Genomic DNA, 17,475 nt, shown 5'->3' with positions numbered 1-17,475 from the left:
GAAGGAAGAGCAGATGGCTGAGCTGACGATCCGGCCCGACGAGATCCGGGCTGCGCTGGACAGCTTCGTGAGTTCTTACGAGCCCACACAGGCGGTGAGCGAGGAGATCGGGCACGTCACTCTGACCGCCGACGGCATCGCCCAGGTCGAGGGCCTGCCCGGCGCGATGGCGAACGAGCTGCTGCGCTTCGCGGACGGCACCCTCGGGCTGGCGATGAACCTCGACGTGCGCGAGATCGGCGTCGTCGTCCTCGGCGAGTTCACCGGCATCGAGGAGGGCCAGGAGGTCCGCCGGACCGGCGAGGTGCTCTCCGTGCCCGTCGGCGACGGGTACCTCGGCCGCGTGGTCGACCCGCTGGGCCAGCCGATCGACGGCCTGGGCGAGATCCAGGGCGTCGAGGGCCGGCGCGCCCTCGAGCTCCAGGCGCCCGGCGTGATGATGCGCAAGAGCGTCCACGAGCCGCTGCAGACCGGCCTCAAGGCCATCGACTCGATGATCCCGATCGGGCGCGGCCAGCGCCAGCTCATCATCGGCGACCGCCAGACCGGCAAGACGGCCATCGCGATCGACACGATCCTCAACCAGAAGGCCAACTGGGAGTCCGGCGACCCGGACAAGCAGGTCCGCTGCGTTTATGTCGCCATCGGCCAGAAGGGCTCGACGATCGCCGCCGTCCAGGGCGCCCTGAAGGAGGCCGGCGCGCTGGAGTACACGACCATCGTCGCGGCGCCCGCGTCCGACCCGGCCGGCTTCAAGTACATCGCCCCCTACACCGGCTCGGCCATCGGCCAGCACTGGATGTACCAGGGCAAGCACGTCCTCATCGTCTTCGACGACCTGTCCAAGCAGGCCGAGGCCTACCGCGCCGTGTCCCTGCTGCTGCGGCGCCCGCCGGGCCGCGAGGCCTACCCCGGCGACGTCTTCTACCTGCACTCCCGCCTGCTCGAGCGCTGCGCGAAGCTGTCCGACGAGCTCGGCGCGGGCTCGATGACCGGCCTGCCGATCATCGAGACCAAGGCGAACGACGTCTCCGCGTACATCCCCACCAACGTCATCTCGATTACCGACGGTCAGATCTTCCTGCAGTCCGACCTGTTCAACGCGGACCAGCGCCCCGCCGTCGACGTCGGCATCTCGGTCTCCCGCGTGGGTGGTGACGCGCAGACCAAGGCCATGAAGAAGGTCTCCGGCACGCTGAAGATCACGCTCGCGCAGTACCGCTCGATGGCGGCCTTCGCGATGTTCGCCTCGGACCTCGACCCGACCACGCGCCAGCAGCTCACCCGCGGTGAGCGGCTCATGGAGCTGCTCAAGCAGCCGCAGTACACGCCGTACGCGGTCGAGGACCAGGTCGCCTCGATCTGGGCCGGCACCAACGGCTACCTCGACGACGTCGCCGTCAAGGACGTGCGCCGCTTCGAGTCGGAGCTGCTCGACCACCTGCGCCGCAGCACGGACGTGCTGGGCACGATCCTGGCCACCGGCAAGCTGGAGGAGGCCACCGAGGACGCGCTGCGCGCCGGCGTGGAGGGCTTCCGCACGGGCTTCCTCGACGCGGACGGCAACCCGCTCGGCGCCGAGCCGTCGCTGGACGGGGACGACGTCGAGGCCGAGGTCGCGCAGGAGCAGATCGTCCGCGCGAAGCGAGGCTGAGCATGGCGGGATCACAGCGGGTCTACAAGCAGAAGATCAAGGCGACCCAGACCCTGAAGAAGGTTTTCCGGGCCATGGAGTTGATCGCGGCCTCCCGCATCACCAAGGCCCGCAAGGCCGCGCAGGGCACGGACGCCTACACCCGGGCGCTCATGCGTGCGGTCGCGGCCGTGTCCGAGCACGCCCAGCTGAACCACCCGCTGGTGACCGGGCGCACCGACACCAAGCGGGTGGCGGTCCTCGCGATCACGTCCGACCGCGGGATGGCGGGCGCCTACTCCGCCACGGTGCTGCGCGAGACCGAGCGGCTCCTCGAGCGGCTCGAGCAGCAGGGCAAGGAGCCGGTGCTGTACGTGGCCGGGCGCCGCGGCGAGGGCTACTTCCGGTTCCGTGGCCGCGAGGTCGTCCAGTCGTGGACCGGCGGGTCGGACAACCCCCGGCCCGAGACGGCCCGCGAGATCGCCGACGCCCTCCTCGGGGCCTATGCGGCCCCGGCCGAGGAGGGCGGCGTCGCCGAGCTGCACGTGGTGTTCACGCGCTTCGAGACCATGGTCACGCAGGTGCCGCAGGTGCGGCGCATGCTGCCGATCGAGGTCGTCGAGGGCGTCACGCCCAGCGGCGGGGAGCCCCTGCCGCTGTACGAGTTCGAGCCGTCCGCGGAGGAGGTGCTCGACGCCCTGCTGCCCATGTACGTGCGCCGACGGATCTACGCCCAGCTGCTGCAGTCCGCGGCGTCGGAGCTCGCCGCCCGCCAGCGCGCGATGCACACCGCGACCGACAACGCCGAGGACCTGATCCGTGACTACACGCGGATGGCGAACTCGGCCCGTCAGGCTGATATCACCTCGGAGATCACTGAGATCGTCTCCGGGGCCGACGCGCTGGCGTCAAGCTGATGAAACCATCCACCCGGCCGTCGGGGACAAGTGAAGGATTGAACGACATGACTGCCACAGCCACTCAGACGACGAAGCAGGACCGCGGACCCGGCGTCGGCCGGGTCTCCCGCGTGACCGGCCCGGTCGTGGACATCGAGTTCCCCGCCGACTCCATCCCGGAGATGTACAACGCGCTGACCACGGAGGTCGACCTCTCCGGCCAGGGCGAGGGCGAGGCCCTGGGCGTGACGACGATGACGCTCGAGGTAGCCCAGCACCTCGGCGACAACGTCGTGCGCGCCATCGCGCTCAAGCCCACCGACGGCCTCGTCCGCGGCCAGAAGGTCACCGACACCGGCGCGCCCATCTCGGTGCCCGTCGGCGACATCACGAAGGGCCACGTCTTCAACGTGACCGGCGAGGTGCTCAACCTCAAGGAGGGTGAGACCCTCGAGGTCACCGAGCGCTGGCCCATCCACCGCGAGCCGCCAGCCTTCGACCAGCTCGAGTCCCGCACGACCATGTTCGAGACCGGCATCAAGGTCATCGACCTGCTCACCCCGTACGTCCAGGGCGGGAAGATCGGCCTGTTCGGCGGCGCGGGCGTCGGCAAGACGGTCCTCATCCAGGAGATGATCCAGCGCGTCGCGCAGGACCACGGCGGTGTCTCCGTGTTCGCCGGCGTCGGCGAGCGCACCCGTGAGGGCAACGACCTCATCATGGAGATGGAGGACGCCGGCGTCTTCGACAAGACGGCGCTCGTGTTCGGACAGATGGACGAGCCGCCGGGCGTGCGCCTGCGCGTGGCCCTGTCCGCCCTGACGATGGCGGAGTACTTCCGCGACGTCATGAAGCAGGAGGTGCTGCTCTTCATCGACAACATCTTCCGCTTCACCCAGGCGGGCTCCGAGGTGTCCACGCTCCTGGGCCGCATGCCGTCCGCGGTGGGCTACCAGCCGAACCTCGCGGACGAGATGGGCCAGCTGCAGGAGCGCATCACCTCCACCCGCGGCCACTCCATCACCTCGCTGCAGGCCATCTACGTGCCCGCCGACGACTACACGGACCCCGCGCCGGCGACGACGTTCGCGCACCTGGACGCCACCACCGAGCTCTCGCGCGACATCGCCTCGCGCGGGCTCTACCCGGCCGTGGACCCGCTGGCCTCCACCTCCCGCATCCTCGACCCGCAGTACGTGGGCCAGGCGCACTACGAGACGGCCACCCGGGTCAAGCAGATCCTGCAGAAGAACAAGGAGCTGCAGGACATCATCGCGATCCTCGGTGTGGACGAGCTCTCCGAGGAGGACAAGATCACGGTCGCCCGCGCGCGCCGGATCGAGCAGTTCCTCTCGCAGAACACCTACACCGCGGTGAAGTTCACCGGCGTCGAGGGCTCCACCGTGCCGGTGGCCGAGACGGTCGAGGCCTTCAAGCGCATCGCCGACGGCGACTACGACCACGTGCCCGAGCAGGCGTTCTTCAACATCGGTGGCATCGAGGACCTCGAGCGCGCCTGGTCGAAGATCCAGTCCGAGCTTCGCTGACCGGGCCCGACGAGAAGGAGGCCCCACGTGGTCATGAAGGTTGAGGTTGTCTCGACGCACGCGTCCCTGTGGAGCGGCGAGGCCGTGAGCGTGATCGTCCCTGCCGCCAACGGCGACCTCGGGATCCTCACCGGGCGGGAGCCGGTCCTTGCCGTCCTGCGCCCGGGCACGCTCAAGATCACGCCGACGTCGGGATCCCCGGTGACGCTCGACGTCTCCGAGGGCTTCGTCTCCGTCGACGAGAACGCCGTCACGGTCGTGCTCGACACCGCGGACGAGCCCGCGTCGCTGCGCTGGTCCGAGTAGCGAGGGACGTCGTTGGCAGGGACGGGGGCCGTGTGGGGCACCATCGCGGTCCTCGTCCTTGCCGTCGCCGTCGCCGTGGTGGTCCTGTTCGGCCTGCGGGTGCGCCGGATCGGACGGCGGATCGGCTCCTTCGAGTGCGCGCTCCGCCGCGCCGGGGCGAAGGACTGGACGAGCGGCATCGCCTGCTTCGGCGCCGGTCGGGTGGACTGGTACCACCTCGTCTCCCTCTCCCCGCGGGCCACGCGCTCCTGGCGGCGGGACCGCCTCGAGATCCTCGGGCGGGAGCGGCGTCCCCGCCCCGGCGGCGAGGGGCACGTCGTCGAGGCCCGCTGCCGCTACGGCGACGAGGAGTTCGAGCTCGCGATGGTGCGTGACTCGTTCGCGGGGCTCGTGAGCTGGCTAGAGTCGGCGCCCCCCCACTCGGCCCCAATGTACTGACGCCCCCCTTTGGTGCCGACAGGTCAAGTCCTGACAGCTCCCGCGCCGAGCGGGCGCGTCCTCACCCGGCGGGGCGCCGCGCTGCGGAGTCCCCGCCGACCGGAAGGTAAGGTCTTCTCCCGTGCGTGTCGTCATCGCCAGCTGCTCCGTGGACTACTCCGGCCGCCTGGACGCCCATCTGCCCCTCGCCACCAGGCTCCTCATGGTCAAGGCCGACGGCTCGGTCCTCGTGCACTCGGACGGCGGCTCGTACAAGCCCCTGAACTGGATGAGCCCCCCGTGCCGGCTCGATGTCACCGAGCCGGAGGACGCCGACGCCGACCAGGGGGTCGGCGAGGTCTGGACCGTCCAGAGCACCAAGACGGACGACCGGCTCGTCGTGCGCGTCCACGAGGTCGTCGCCGACCACAGCATCGAGCTCGGCGTGGACCCCGGCCTGGTCAAGGACGGCGTCGAGGCCCACCTCCAGAAGCTCCTGGCCGAGCAGATCGACCTGCTGGGCGCCGGCCACCAGCTCGTGCGGCGCGAGTACCCCACCGCGATCGGGCCGGTGGACATCATGGCCAAGGACCCCTCGGGCACGTCGGTGGCCGTGGAGATCAAGCGTCGCGGGGACATCGACGGCGTCGAGCAGCTCACGCGGTACCTCGAGCTCCTCAACCGGGACCCTCACCTCGCGCCGGTCCAGGGCGTGTTCGCCGCCCAGGAGATCAAGCCCCAGGCGCGCGTGCTGGCCACCGACCGGGGGATCCGCTGCGTCGTCCTCGACTACGACGCGATGCGCGGCATGGACGACGTGGACTCGCGCCTCTTCTGAGCTACGCGAGCAGGCGGGCGCGCACCCCCGTTCATTTCGGACGGGCGCGCCTGAGGGTGTTGGATGAACCCATGGCCGACGACGTGCGTGTGCTGCGCGGGCGCGTGGTGACGCCCGGCGGCGTCCTGGACGACGGCGCCGTCGTCCTGGACGGGCGCACCATCGCGTGGGTGGGCCCAGCGGCGGCGGCCAGCGGCGCCGGTCTCGCCGCCCAGGTGGGCGCCGTACCGGCCCCCGCGGACGGCCGGTACGTCCTCCCGGGGCTGGTGGACCTGCACTGCCACGGCGGCGGGGGCGCCTCGTTCCCGGACGCCGGCAACGCCGACGACGCCCTGCGCGCCGTGGGGGAGCACCGCCGCCACGGCACCACGACGCTCGTGGCGTCCCTGGTCACGGCCGCCCCCCGCACGCTCCGCGAGCGCGTGACCCTGCTGGCGGCACTCGCCGACGCGGGGGAGATCGCCGGCATCCACCTGGAAGGCCCGTTCCTCTCCGGCGCGCGCTGCGGTGCGCAGGACCCGTCGCTCGTCATCGAGCCCGACCCGCGGCTGGCCACCGAGCTGCTCGACCTGGGCCGCGGCCACGTCGCCACGATGACCCTCGCCCCGGAGATGGACGGCAACCGCGGCCCGGCGGGCGTCGCGGCCCGCCTCATCGCCGGCGGCGCCCTGCCCTCCTGGGGCCACACCGACGCCGGCCCCGCCGTCACGCGCGCGGCGCTGACGGAGTCCGTGGAGCTGCTCGGGCGCGGCGAGCGGGCCCGCTCGGCACGCCCCACCGTCACCCACCTGTTCAACGGGATGCGCCCGCTCCACCACCGCGACCCCGGACCCATCGCGGAGTTCCTCGCGGCCGCGCGCCGCGGCGAGGCGGTCCTCGAGCTCATCGGGGACGGCACGCACCTGGACCCCTCCGTCGTGCGGGCCGTCTACGAGCTCGTCGGGCGTGACAACGCCGCGCTGGTCACCGACGCGATGGCCGCCGCGGGCATGCCCGACGGCGAGTACCGGCTCGGGTCGATGGACGTCTCCGTCGCCGGCGGCGTCGCCCGGCTCGGACAGGGCGGAGCCATCGCCGGCGGCACCGCGCACCTGATCGACGTCGTGCGCGCCACCGTGTCCGCCGGCGTCCCGCTGGCCGACGCCGTCCACATGGCTGCCGCCGTCCCGGCGGCCGTCCTCGGCGCTGGCGACGTCGGCGCGCTGGAGGCGGGCCGGCGCGCCGACGTCGTCGTCACCGACGCAGACCTACGCCCCCTCACCGTCTACCGCCAGGGCCAGGAGGTCCTCACAGCATGAGCAGCACGAGCAGCACGAGCCCCCGCGCCTTCCCCGCCCGCTTCGTGTGGGGCGCCGCGACCGCCGCTTACCAGATCGAGGGGGCGGCCACCGAGGGCGGGCGGGGCCCGTCCATCTGGGACACGTTCTCGAGGACGCCCGGGAAGACGCTGAACGGCGACACGGGTGACGTCGCCGCGGACCACTACCACCGCTGGCGCGACGACGTCGCCCTGATGTCCGAGCTGGGCCTGGGCGCCTACCGGCTCTCGATCTCCTGGCCGCGCGTGCAGCCGGGCGGGCGCGGCGAGCTGAACGCCGAGGGTGTCGCCTTCTACCGCGACCTGCTCGACGCTCTGCGGGAGGCGGGCATCACGCCCTTCGTCACCCTCTACCACTGGGACCTGCCCCAGGAGCTGGAGGACGCCGGCGGCTGGACGAACCGCGAGACCGCCTACGCCTTCGCCGGCTACGCCCGCGCGATGGCGCGTGAGCTCGGCGACCGGGTCGCGGTGTGGACGACGCTGAACGAGCCCTGGTGCAGCGCGTACCTGGGCTACGCCTCCGGCGTCCACGCGCCGGGCCGCACCGAGCCGGCGGCCGCGCTGGCCGCCGCGCACCACCTCAACCTCGCGCACGGGCTCGCCGCGGCGGCCATCCGCGCCGAGCTGGGGGAGCGGGCCCAGGTCTCCATCACCCTCAACCTGCACGTCACCCGGCCCGCCGACCCGGAGCGCGCGGCGGACCTCGAGGCGGCCCACCGCGTGGACCTCGTGGGCAACCACATCTTCCTCGGCCCCCTCCTCGACGGCTCGTACCCCGTGGAGCTGCGCCGCCTCACCAGCCACCTGAGCGACTGGTCCTTCATCCGTCCCGGTGACCTCGGCCTCATCCGCCAGCGCCTGGACGTCCTCGGGGTGAACTACTACTCCACGAGCTACGTGCGGGCCCGTGAGGCGGGCGCGCCGGCCGCCGGCGGCACCGGCGGTCACGGCGACTCCGCCGTCAGCCCGTGGGTGGCGCTGGACGACGTCGAGTTCCTCGCCCCGGCGGGCCCGCTGACGGCGATGGGCTGGAACATCGAGCCCGACGGGCTCTACGAGCTGCTCGCGGCGCTCGACAACGCCTACGAGGGACTGCCGCTCATGGTGACCGAGAACGGCGCTGCCTTCGACGACGTGGTGGGCCCGGACGGGCAGGTGCACGACGCCGCGCGCGTGGACTACCTCCACCGCCACCTCGACGCCGTCGCCCGCGTCATCGCGGACGGCGCCGACGTCCGCGGGTACTTCCTGTGGTCCCTCCTGGACAACTTCGAGTGGGCCTACGGCTACTCCAAGCGGTTCGGGATCGTGCACGTCGACTACGACACCCAGGTCCGTACGCCCAAGGACTCCGCGCGCTGGTACGCCGCCCTCGTCAGCGCCGGTGAGCTGCTCCCGCCCGTGGAGGCATCCGCGCGACAATAGGGCCATGCCCTCCTCCCGCCGTTCCCGCCGCCGTCCCTACGGCGAGGAGCACGTGCCCCTGGACCCGGACCGGCTGGCCGGGATGACCCGCAGCGAGAGCGGGCCGGACGGCGGCTCGTACTCGGTGCGCCAGGTGCGCGGTTCCGAGAAGGCGTACCGGTGCCCGGGCTGCGACCAGCTGATCGAGCCGGGCACCGTGCACGTGGTGGCATGGCAGAACGACCACATCCTCGGCGCGCGGGCCGGCGTCGAGGACCGCCGGCACTGGCACCGCGCCTGCTGGCAGGCCCGCGGCCGGAGGCGCCCCGCGCGGTGACCCGCCGACCCGCGCCGCGGTGACCCGCCGACCCGCGCCTGCCGGGCGGTCGCCGTGCGGTCCGGGGCGGCGGTGCACCCGCCGTGGCATCCTCGGGGCATGACCGCGATCCTGGCCCTCCACCGACACGGCCCCGACGACGTCCCCCCGCTCGTCCTGCTCCACGGCTTCCCGCTCGACGCGACGATGTGGGACGACGTCGTCGCGCTGCTGCCCGACCTGCCGGTCCTGACCGTCGACGCCCCCGGCTTCGGCGCGTCCCCCGCGCCGGGCGCCGTCGCCGAGGCGCTCGGCCGGTCGGCCGACCCGGCGCTGGAGACCTACGCGGACGCCGTCGCCGCGTCGCTGCGTGACGCGGGGATCGACCGGGCCGTCGTCGCGGGGCTGTCGATGGGCGGGTACGCCCTCCTCGCGCTGGCGGAGCGCCACCGCGGCCTGCTCATGGGCGCCGGGCTCCTGGACACCAAGGCGGAGGCCGACGACGACGCCGCGCGCGCCAACCGGGCACAGGTCGCCGAGGCGGCGGCCGAGCGCGGTTCGGAGGCCGTGGCGCCCATGCTCACCCAGGTGCTGGGGACCACCACGCAGGCCGAGCGGCCGGGCGTCGTCGACCGCATGCGGGACGCGTTGGCGGCGGCACCGCCCGAGGGCATCGCCTGGGCGCAGCGGGCGATGGCGGCGCGCCCGGACCGGCTGGCGGCGCTGGCGCGACTGGACGTGCCCGTCCTCGTGCTGCGCGGCGCGGAGGACGCGATGAGCCCCCAGGCCGCGGCGGGCACCATGGCGCAGGCGCTGACGGACGTCGAGGTCGTCGTCGTGCCCCATGCCGGGCACATGAGTGCCGTCGAGGAGCCGCGGGCCGTCGCCGACGCCCTGCGCCGGCTGTACGAGCGCAGCGTCTGAGCGCGACGACCCCCGTACCGCCGCGTGGCGGTGCGGGGGTCGTCGGTATGGCCCTCAGGTCAGGCCGAGGCCCCGATCATGTCGTTCGGGTTGAGGACGTACTTCTTCGCGGCGCCCTTGTCGAACTCGGCGTAGCCCTGCGGGGCCTCCTCGAGCGGGATCGCCGTGGCGTTGACGTTCTTCGCGATCTGGACCTTGTCGTGCAGGATCGCCTCCATCAGGCCGCGGTGGTACTTCATCACCGGGCACTGGCCGGTGGTGAAGGACAGCGCCCGCGAGAAACCAAGACCGAACCGCATGACGAGGTCGCCGTGCTGCGCGGCCTTGTCCGAGGCGCCCGGGTCACCGGTGACGTACAGCCCGGGGATGCCCAGCGCCCCGCCCGCGGCGGTCAGGTCCATGAGGGAGTTGAGCACCGTCGCCGGCTGCTCCTTCTGCGCCTCCTTGCCGTGCCCGCGGGCCTCGAAGCCGACGGCGTCGACGCCGCAGTCGACCTCCGGCACGCCGAGGATCTGCTCGATCTGGTCCTTCGGCTCGCCCTCGGAGACGTTGACCGTCTCGCAGCCGAAGCTACGGGCCTGGGCCAGCCGCTCCTCGTTGAGGTCACCGACGATGACGACGGCGGCGCCGAGCAGCTGCGCGGCCGTCGCGGCCGCCAGCCCGACCGGGCCGGCCCCCGCGATGTACACCGTGGAGCCCGTCGTCACCCCCGCCGTGTAGGCGCCGTGGTACCCGGTGGGGAAGATGTCCGACAGCATGGTCAGGTCCATGATCTTCTCCATGGCCCGGTCCTTGTCGGGGAACTTCAGCAGGTTCCAGTCGGCGTAGGGCACCAGCACGTACTGCGCCTGCCCGCCGACCCAGCCGCCCATGTCGACGTAGCCGTACGCCGAGCCCGGCCGGTCGGGGTTGACGTTGAGGCAGATGTGCGTCTTGCGCTCCTTGCAGTTCTTGCAGCGGCCGCAGGAGATGTTGAACGGGACCGAGACGAGGTCGCCCTCCTTGATGTACTCCACGTCCCGGCCCACCTGGACCACCTCGCCGGTGATCTCGTGGCCGAGGACCAGGCCCGTCGGGGCGGTCGTCCGGCCGCGCACCATGTGCTGGTCCGAGCCGCAGATGTTGGTCGCCACCGTCTTGAGGATGACCCCGTGGTCGACCTTGCGCCCCACGTTCGCGGGGTTGACGCCGGGTCCGTCCTTGAGGACGAAGTCGGGCATGTCGGTGTCGATGATCTCGACCTTCCCCGGCCCGGCGAAGCTGACAGCCTTGTTGCCACTCATCAGATATCTCTCCATGTCGTCGAACGTCGGTGTGCGTCTCCCTGGAGCGGGCGCCCGCCATCGTCGGCGCGGCCTCCCGTGCCTCCACCTTTGCACGGTCGGGGTCATCCCGGAAGGGTTGGCGACGGGTGACGGCGAGTTCTCGGGGCACCCGTGGGGGCGGCGTCCCGTCCCACCGGGGCACCGCCGGCGCCGCACCACCGGGCGCGGTGTACGGCGCCCTAGGGTGGTGGCATGGCGACCCCCACACCTTCTGCCCGGATCCGTCCGGCCACCGTCCTCGACGCCGCGGCGATCGCCGGCGTCCATCTCCAGGGCTGGCGCGAGACCTACGGCGACCGGATCCCCGAGGGGGTCTACGCCGAACGGGCGGCCACCGGCGGCCCCGACTGGGAGCGTCAGCTGGCGGAGCCCGGCTCGAGCGTGACGTGGGTGGCCCAGCGTGACGGGGAGACGGTGGGTTTCGCGACGGCCGTCGCCACCGGGCCGGGCCACGTGAGGCCCCTCGAGCTCCGGCTGCTGTACGTCCTCGCGGCCGAGCAGGGGCGGCGCACCGGTCTGCACCTCCTCCAGCTGGCGATCGGTGACGCGCCGTGCTTCCTGTGGGTGGCGGAGTCCAACGCCCGCGCCCAGGAGTTCTACGGCCGCCAGGGGTTCGTGGCGGACGGGGAGCGGCGACACGTCGCCGCGGGAGGGCTCCTGCCCGAGATCCGGATGGTGCGTTGATGGCGGCGCGGCTCGAGGTCGACCCGGGATCGCAGGTCCCGCCCTACGAGCAGGTGCGCGCGCAGCTCGCCGCGCAGATCGACGCGGGGGAGCTCAGCCCCGGTACCCGGCTGCCGCCGGTGCGCCAGCTGGCCGGCGAGCTCAACCTGGCGGTGAACACCGTCGCGCGGGTCTACCGCGAGCTCGAGCTGTCCGGTGCGGTCGTCACGCGCGGCCGCGCTGGCACGTTCGTGGCCGACGACGACGACGAGCACGCCGCCAAGGCCGCGGCCGCGGCCTTCGCCGCACGCTCACGCGCGCTCGGGCTGACGCCGGAGCGGGCGCTGGCACTGGTGCGGACGGCGCTGGGGGCCTGAGCACGACGGCGCCCCCGGGCCGGCGTCGTCGGGCGTCGGCGGCCTCGGGAGCGGTGTCGTCCGGGGATGCCTTTCTTAGCGCCGGCCGGGCTTGCGGGCGGGGCGGGGCGGTGTGATCTTTTCCATCTCCTGGGTCTCGCCGATGCGGTCGAGGACCTCCGTCTTGTCGGCCGCCGCGGGCTCCGGCACGGGGGCGGCGGTCATGGGCTCGGCGTCCCCGCTCGGCGGGGCGCTCGGCGCGGCGAGCGGAGCCGGTTCGCCGGCCACGCCGGCCTCGCCGACCGGGGTCGTCTCGTCCGGTGCGGCGGCCTCGTGGGCCTGGTCGTCCGGTGCCGGCACCTCGACCTCCCGGGCCCCGGTCGTCTCGTCCGGTGCGGCGGCGGGCTTGCCGGCCTGGCCGGCCGCCGTCGTCTCGTCGGGTGCCGGGACGGGCACCTCGCCCTGGCCCGCCGCCGTCGTCTCATCCGGTGCCGGTGCCGGTGCCGATGCCGGTGCCGTCCCGGCGTCGTCCCAGTTCGCGGCTGTCGCGGTGCCGCGGCCGGAAGTGAGGAGGTCTCGCATCTCCTCGAGGTACAGCGCGATGGACTCGCGCTGGCGGAGCAGCTCGTCGACCTGACGCTGCGCCGTCACACGCGCCTCCTCCGCCTCTGCCTCGGCCTCTTCGGTGAGGCGGCGGGCCTCGTCGTGCGCCTCGGTGAGCAGGCGGTCGGCCTCGTCGTGGGCACTCGTGCGGCGCTCCCTGACCATCGTGTCGGTCTCCGCACGGAGGCGCTCGGCCCGGTCGACGGCCTCGGCCAGGCGCCGCTCGGCATCGGCGGCGCGGGTCTCGGCGTCACCGACCATCGCGCGTGTCTGAGCCACGGCATCCGCGTGCGCGGTCGCGGCGCTCTGCTCCGCCGCGTCGCGCAGCTCGGCGACCTCCTTCTCGGTCGTCGAGCGGAGCACCCCCAGCTCCCGCTGGAGCGTGGCGCGCCGCTCGCTGACCTCGGCGGTCACGGCGCTGGTCAGGCGGGACGCCTCGCGCTCCGCGCCGGCGAGGAGCTCGTCGGCACGGTGCTCGGCGTTGACCGCCCTGGTCTGCGCCTCGGCCCGGGCCTGCGCCGTGAGCTCCTCGGCCTGCCGGCGCGCGTCGGAGAGCCAGGTCGCGGACTCCTGCTCGGCGCGCTGCGTCGTCGCACGGGCGCTCGCACGGGCACGGGCGAGCACCTTCTCGGCGTCCTCGTTCGCGCGAGCGACGACGTCGAACGCCTGCTGCTCCGCAGAGCGGAGCAGGTGCTCCACCCGGGAGCCCAGGCCGGCGTAGGTCGGGCGCCTGCTCTCCCGCAGCTGCTGCTGGACCTCCGAAAGCTCGGCCCCCAGCTTCAGGCACCGCGCGTCCAGCACCTCGACCTCGTGCCGGGCCTCGGCCAGCGCCTCGGTCAGTGCCTGCACCCGCTGGTCCACCTGAGCGCGGTCGTAGCCGCGCATGACCACCGAGAATGTCGGGATCTCTTCGCTCACTAGGTCCTCCTGCTCGTCATCCCCGGCTCGGCGGGGCCGAAACGCTGAGGGTCCTCGTCCAGGGTAACCACGCAGACGGCGCAGGTCCCCGGGCGGACCCGGGCTGCCGTCCGCCTGCTGGTTGCCGGGCGGAGAGGGGGAGGCGGCCTCCGTCGTCGGGCCGTATCCTGACGCGTTGACGATGCTTCACCCATCCCCGAACGGGAGGACCCTCACCCTCGTGACTCGCCGGATCATCTCCGCAGTCCTCATCGTGGCCGGCCTGGTCGCGATCGCCCTGGCGATCGCCTCCGCGACCGTGTGGCGCCCATCGAGCACCGCGACGCTCTCGCTCCCGTCGCGGCCGGACACGCCGGTGGTGGTCTCCGACGCGGGCGTGCTCGACGCCGTCGCGCCGAAGGTGACGATCACCGCGACCGCGGGCGACGGCGAGCCCGTCGTCCTCGCCATCGGCCGGACGGAGGACGTCGATGCCTGGGTGGGCGGCTCCGCGCACACCCGCATCACGGGCCTGGCCAGCTGGGACGAACTGCGCGTCGCCCCGGGCAAGGCGCCGTCCGGCGCGGCCCCGGCGGAGTCGGCGAATGTTCCCAGCCCCGCCGGGTCGGACCTGTGGGTCTCGGAGAAGACCGGGACGGGCAAGGCCGAGCTGAGGTGGGACGACACGCCCGGCCGGTGGAGCCTGCTGGCCGCCACGGACGGTACCGCGCCGGCGCCCGAGATCACCCTGAGGTGGCCCGTGACGGCGAGCACGCCCTGGCTCGTCCCGGGCGTGATCGTGGGCGCGGTCCTGCTCCTGGCGGGGCTTGCGCTCCTGGTGCTCGACCGTCTCACCAGGCGCGAGGCGGAGCGCCGCGCCGCGGCCGCGGCCGCCCGCGAGGCCGAGACTGCTGAGCTTCCCGTCTCGGGCGCGGGAGCGTCGACGGCGGGGATGACCCGCCGTCAGTTGCGGGAGCACGAGCGGGGCGAGGCCCAGGCGCGTCGCGGGCGCCGCGGCGTCGCGACGGGGGAGATCCCGGTTGTGGCCGCCCAGGACGCCGAGGAGCAGACCGCCGAGCAGACCGCCGTGCCGAGCAACGAGGTGGCGCCGGACGGGCCGCCGGCGATCAGCGTGGCCGGCGCGGCACGTGGCGCGGGGATCGTCCCGGCGTCGAGCCGGGCCGCGCAGTTCCGCCGGGTCCGCGAGGAGCGCACAGACACGTCCGCGGCGGACGCGGTTGGCGCCACGGCCGTCGACGCGACATCCGGGGCGCCTGGGCCCGCGCCTGTGGGCGCGAAGCCGGAGGTCACGCCGGCGGACGCCGCCCCTGGCACAGAGGCAGACGCGGCGGACGCGGGTGTGGCGCGCGGGGGCGTCGTGCCGGCGCTCTCCACGTCGGCCCAGCCCCGCAAGGTCGACGCGACACCCGCCGCGCCCGAGGACGTGACGTCCGCCGCGGCGCCCGATGAGAGCGTCGCCGGCGACGCAGCACAGGACGGACGGGAGGCGCCTGGCGTCCCCGCTGCCGCCGCAGAGGCGGTCGGGGGTCCGGTGACGGAGAAGATGGAGCCGGTGTCTGGTCCGGTGACGGAGAAGATGGAGCCGGTGTCTGGTCCGGTGACGGAGAAGATGGAGCCGGTGTCTGGTCCGGTGACGGAGAAGATGGAGCCGGTGTCTGGTCCGGTGACGGAGAAGATGGAGCCCGTGGGCGGTCCGGCGAAGGAGAAGACGGAGCCCGTGCGGAAGGACGCCGGCCCCAGCGCGGCCCGTGGCGAGGACCGGTCCCACCGGAACGAGCCCGACCAGGACGAACCCGGGACTGAGGAGGAGGAGGGCTCCACGAAGCCCGACTGGCGCAGCATGTGGCGATTCGGCAGGAAGAAGGACGACGACACCGGCGACAAGGGGGAGCGGCGATGACGGCTCATCTGTCCCGACGCCGTCGCGCCCTGGCCGCCGGTGGGGCGCTCGCCCTAGCCTTGCTCGCCGGCTGCAGCGCGGACGTGCCGCAGCCCAAACCCGAGCCCACCGCTGCGACACCTCCGCCGGTGCTCGACGAGGCGCGCACCGACCGCGTGCTCGAGGAGATCGGCACGACCATCGCCGCCGCGGACGAGGCCAAGGACGGCGAGGCGCTGGCCGCCCGCGTGACCGGGCCGGCGCTCGCTATCCGGCGGGCGGAGTACGCCCTTGCCCAGGCCACCGGCGGGCGGACGGCACCGGCCCCGATCACCACCGCGAGCCAGGTGGAGGCGGTCGCGACCACGCGGGACTTCCCGCGCGAGGCCATGGTGATCACCCAGGTCCCCGAGGGCGCCAACCTGCCCCTGCTGCTCGTCCTCGCGCAGGAGAGCCCGCGCGAGCAGTACAAGCTGTGGGGCTGGGTCGAGCTCTTCCCGGGCACCGAGACGCCCGCGTTGATCAATCCCGAGACGGGGTCCGCGCAGCTGCCGCCGGACGCCGAAGGACTGGTCGCCACCCCGAAGCAGGTGATCGAGCGCTACGTGGACACCCTGAACAACCCCAGCAGCGAGTTCGCCGGGCAGTTCGCGGAGGACCCGTACAAGACGTCCTCCGCGAAGACGATCGCCGACCTCAACGCGGGCATCGCCGCCGCCGGCAACGCGACCGTCACGGCGGCGGTGGGCGACGACGGCCCGGTGTGCCTCTCGACCGCCGACGGCGGAGCGATCGTCGTGAGCGAGGTGACGAGCGCCACCACCCTGCGCAAGACGGTCCCCGGTGCGACGCTGACCGCGGGCGGTGCCATCGCCTCGCTCCTCGGCAGCGACACCGAGGTCCGCGGGACCGTCACGGGAACGGCCGACGTGCTGGTGGCGTTCTACGTTCCGCCGGCCGGCGGCGAGAACACGACGATCCAGGTGCTCGGCGCCACAAAACCGGTGTACGTCTCGGTCGCCCGCGACGACGCCGCGGCACCCCAGTAGACGACCACGTCGCCGCCGGGCCCCGCCCGCGCGGCACGGCCCACGAGAGAAGGACGAAGGACACCCCATGAGTGAGCCCATGCCGCGGATGAACCTGCACGGAGCGGTCGACCTGTCCGCCCTGGCGACGCCGCCCGCCGGAGCGCCGGGTCAGCGCCCGGGAGGGCCTGCCGCCGAGCCGGGGGCGGCGGTGCCCGGCCAGCTCGTCGTCGAGGTCACCGAGGCGACGTTCGGCGAGGCCGTCCAGCTGTCCGTCCAGGTGCCGGTCATCATGGCCCTGTGGGCCGACTGGGCCGCACCGAGCCGGGAGCTTCTCCCGGTCCTGGAAAAGCTCGCCGTCGAGTACGACGGCCGCTTCCAGCTCGCCTTGGTCGATGTCGATGCGAACCGCCAGATCGCCGCCGCGTTCCAGGTGCAGTCCGTCCCCGCAGTGGTGGCCGTGATCGGCGGCCAGCCCGTCCCGCTCTTCCAGGGCGCCTACCCCGAGGACCAGCTCCGGCCCGTGCTGGACGAGCTCCTGCGGCTCGCCGCGCAGAACGGCGTCACCGGGGTGCTCGCGATCGACGTCGACGCGGAGGCGGAGGAGACCCCGCAGGAGCCCCCGCTCCCGCCCCTGCACGCCGAGGCGATGGCGGCCATCGAGCGCGGCGACCTTGCCGCGGCCGAGGCGGCCTACACGCAGGCGCTCGCCGAGAACCCCCGTGACACCGAGGCCAAGGCAGCCCTGCTGCAGGTCCAGCTCATCGCCCGCGTGGACCACGACGACCCGGAGGAAGTCCTGGCCCGGGCCGCGGCCGCGGAGCCCGGCGACGTCGCGGCGCACCTCGCCGCTGCCGACGTCGAGGCCGCCACCGGCCAGTTCGCCGCCGCCTTCGACCGGCTCCTCGCCGTCATCCGCGCCACCGCGGGTGACGAGCGCGAGCAGGCCCGGCTGCGCCTGATCGACCTCTTCGAGATCGCCGGCCCGGTGCCCGAGGTCCAGAACGCCCGCCGCAACCTGGCCAGCGCCCTGTACTGACGCCCCGCCCCCTTATCGGCGAGCGGTCAAGTACTCGCGCGTCCCGTCGGCCGGTGTGT

17 protein-coding genes are annotated in these 17,475 nt (G+C 73.4%); 15 read left to right on the top strand and 2 right to left on the bottom strand.

Features of this window, described 5'->3' with window-relative positions:
- The first annotated feature begins 13 nt into the window (after positions 1-13).
- From atpA to EJK16_RS17550, 10 genes are all read left to right on the top strand, one after another.
- Positions 14-1,654: a F0F1 ATP synthase subunit alpha gene (atpA, locus tag EJK16_RS17595; protein WP_127131717.1), complete on the top strand. Its 1,641-nt coding sequence runs from the start codon at positions 14-16 to the stop codon at positions 1,652-1,654.
- A gap of 2 nt (positions 1,655-1,656) precedes the next feature.
- The gene (locus EJK16_RS17590; RefSeq protein WP_127131715.1) at positions 1,657-2,550 is read left to right on the top strand and encodes a F0F1 ATP synthase subunit gamma; all 894 of its coding nucleotides are present in this window, start codon (positions 1,657-1,659) and stop codon (positions 2,548-2,550) included.
- Between the two features lie 47 nt (positions 2,551-2,597).
- A complete protein-coding gene (gene atpD, locus EJK16_RS17585; protein WP_127131714.1) occupies positions 2,598-4,079 on the top strand; it encodes a F0F1 ATP synthase subunit beta in 1,482 nt (493 codons plus the stop codon).
- Positions 4,080-4,112: 33 nt separating this feature from the next.
- Positions 4,113-4,385 (top strand): F0F1 ATP synthase subunit epsilon, encoded by a 273-nt coding sequence (locus tag EJK16_RS17580; protein WP_127131712.1) that lies wholly within the window; start codon positions 4,113-4,115, stop codon positions 4,383-4,385.
- Positions 4,386-4,415: 30 nt separating this feature from the next.
- On the top strand, positions 4,416-4,823 hold the full coding sequence (locus EJK16_RS17575; protein WP_127131709.1) for a DUF2550 family protein: 408 nt from the start codon (positions 4,416-4,418) through the stop codon (positions 4,821-4,823).
- A gap of 121 nt (positions 4,824-4,944) precedes the next feature.
- On the top strand, positions 4,945-5,640 hold the full coding sequence (gene nucS, locus EJK16_RS17570) for an endonuclease NucS (protein WP_127131707.1): 696 nt from the start codon (positions 4,945-4,947) through the stop codon (positions 5,638-5,640).
- A gap of 71 nt (positions 5,641-5,711) precedes the next feature.
- On the top strand, positions 5,712-6,938 hold the full coding sequence (locus EJK16_RS17565) for an N-acetylglucosamine-6-phosphate deacetylase (protein WP_127131705.1): 1,227 nt from the start codon (positions 5,712-5,714) through the stop codon (positions 6,936-6,938).
- The gene (locus tag EJK16_RS17560; RefSeq protein WP_127131703.1) at positions 6,935-8,386 is read left to right on the top strand and encodes a GH1 family beta-glucosidase; all 1,452 of its coding nucleotides are present in this window, start codon (positions 6,935-6,937) and stop codon (positions 8,384-8,386) included. The genes EJK16_RS17565 and EJK16_RS17560 overlap by 4 nt, the downstream gene beginning before the upstream one ends.
- Positions 8,387-8,390: 4 nt before the next feature.
- Positions 8,391-8,702, top strand: coding sequence for a hypothetical protein (locus EJK16_RS17555; protein ID WP_127131701.1), 312 nt, complete (start codon positions 8,391-8,393; stop codon positions 8,700-8,702).
- 99 nt (positions 8,703-8,801) lie between these two features.
- Positions 8,802-9,605: an alpha/beta fold hydrolase gene (locus tag EJK16_RS17550; RefSeq protein WP_127131699.1), complete on the top strand. Its 804-nt coding sequence runs from the start codon at positions 8,802-8,804 to the stop codon at positions 9,603-9,605.
- A 59-nt stretch (positions 9,606-9,664) separates the two neighbouring features.
- On the opposite strand, the gene fdhA is transcribed toward EJK16_RS17550, so the two are convergent.
- The gene (gene fdhA, locus EJK16_RS17545; RefSeq protein ID WP_127131697.1) at positions 9,665-10,888 is read right to left on the bottom strand and encodes a formaldehyde dehydrogenase, glutathione-independent; all 1,224 of its coding nucleotides are present in this window, start codon (positions 10,886-10,888) and stop codon (positions 9,665-9,667) included.
- A 234-nt stretch (positions 10,889-11,122) separates the two neighbouring features.
- On the opposite strand from fdhA, the gene EJK16_RS17540 reads away from it, so the two are divergent.
- Both EJK16_RS17540 and EJK16_RS17535 read left to right on the top strand, forming a co-directional pair.
- Positions 11,123-11,614, top strand: coding sequence for a GNAT family N-acetyltransferase (locus tag EJK16_RS17540; RefSeq protein ID WP_127131695.1), 492 nt, complete (start codon positions 11,123-11,125; stop codon positions 11,612-11,614).
- Positions 11,614-11,970 carry a GntR family transcriptional regulator gene (locus tag EJK16_RS17535; RefSeq protein ID WP_127131693.1) on the top strand — a complete coding sequence of 119 codons (357 nt, stop codon included), beginning with the start codon at positions 11,614-11,616 and terminating at the stop codon, positions 11,968-11,970. Before EJK16_RS17540 ends, EJK16_RS17535 begins: the two co-directional genes overlap by 1 nt.
- A 75-nt stretch (positions 11,971-12,045) precedes the next feature.
- On the opposite strand, the gene EJK16_RS17530 is transcribed toward EJK16_RS17535, so the two are convergent.
- A complete protein-coding gene (locus EJK16_RS17530; protein WP_127131691.1) occupies positions 12,046-13,470 on the bottom strand; it encodes a hypothetical protein in 1,425 nt (474 codons plus the stop codon).
- Between the two features lie 220 nt (positions 13,471-13,690).
- Here EJK16_RS17530 and EJK16_RS17525 point away from each other — a divergent pair, with 220 nt between their 5' ends.
- From EJK16_RS17525 to EJK16_RS17515, 3 genes are all read left to right on the top strand, one after another.
- On the top strand, positions 13,691-15,370 hold the full coding sequence (locus EJK16_RS17525; RefSeq protein WP_127131689.1) for a hypothetical protein: 1,680 nt from the start codon (positions 13,691-13,693) through the stop codon (positions 15,368-15,370).
- Positions 15,367-16,398 carry a hypothetical protein gene (locus tag EJK16_RS17520; RefSeq protein WP_127131687.1) on the top strand — a complete coding sequence of 344 codons (1,032 nt, stop codon included), beginning with the start codon at positions 15,367-15,369 and terminating at the stop codon, positions 16,396-16,398. The genes EJK16_RS17525 and EJK16_RS17520 overlap by 4 nt, the downstream gene beginning before the upstream one ends.
- A 67-nt stretch (positions 16,399-16,465) precedes the next feature.
- Complete coding sequence (locus EJK16_RS17515; protein ID WP_127131685.1) at positions 16,466-17,416, top strand: tetratricopeptide repeat protein; 951 nt, start codon at positions 16,466-16,468, stop codon at positions 17,414-17,416.
- The last annotated feature ends 59 nt before the right edge of the window (positions 17,417-17,475 follow it).

Source organism: Georgenia sp. SYP-B2076, from assembly GCF_003991205.1.
Taxonomy (GTDB): Bacteria; Actinomycetota; Actinomycetes; order Actinomycetales; family Actinomycetaceae; genus Georgenia.
This window is presented reverse-complemented; position numbering and strand designations above follow the sequence as displayed.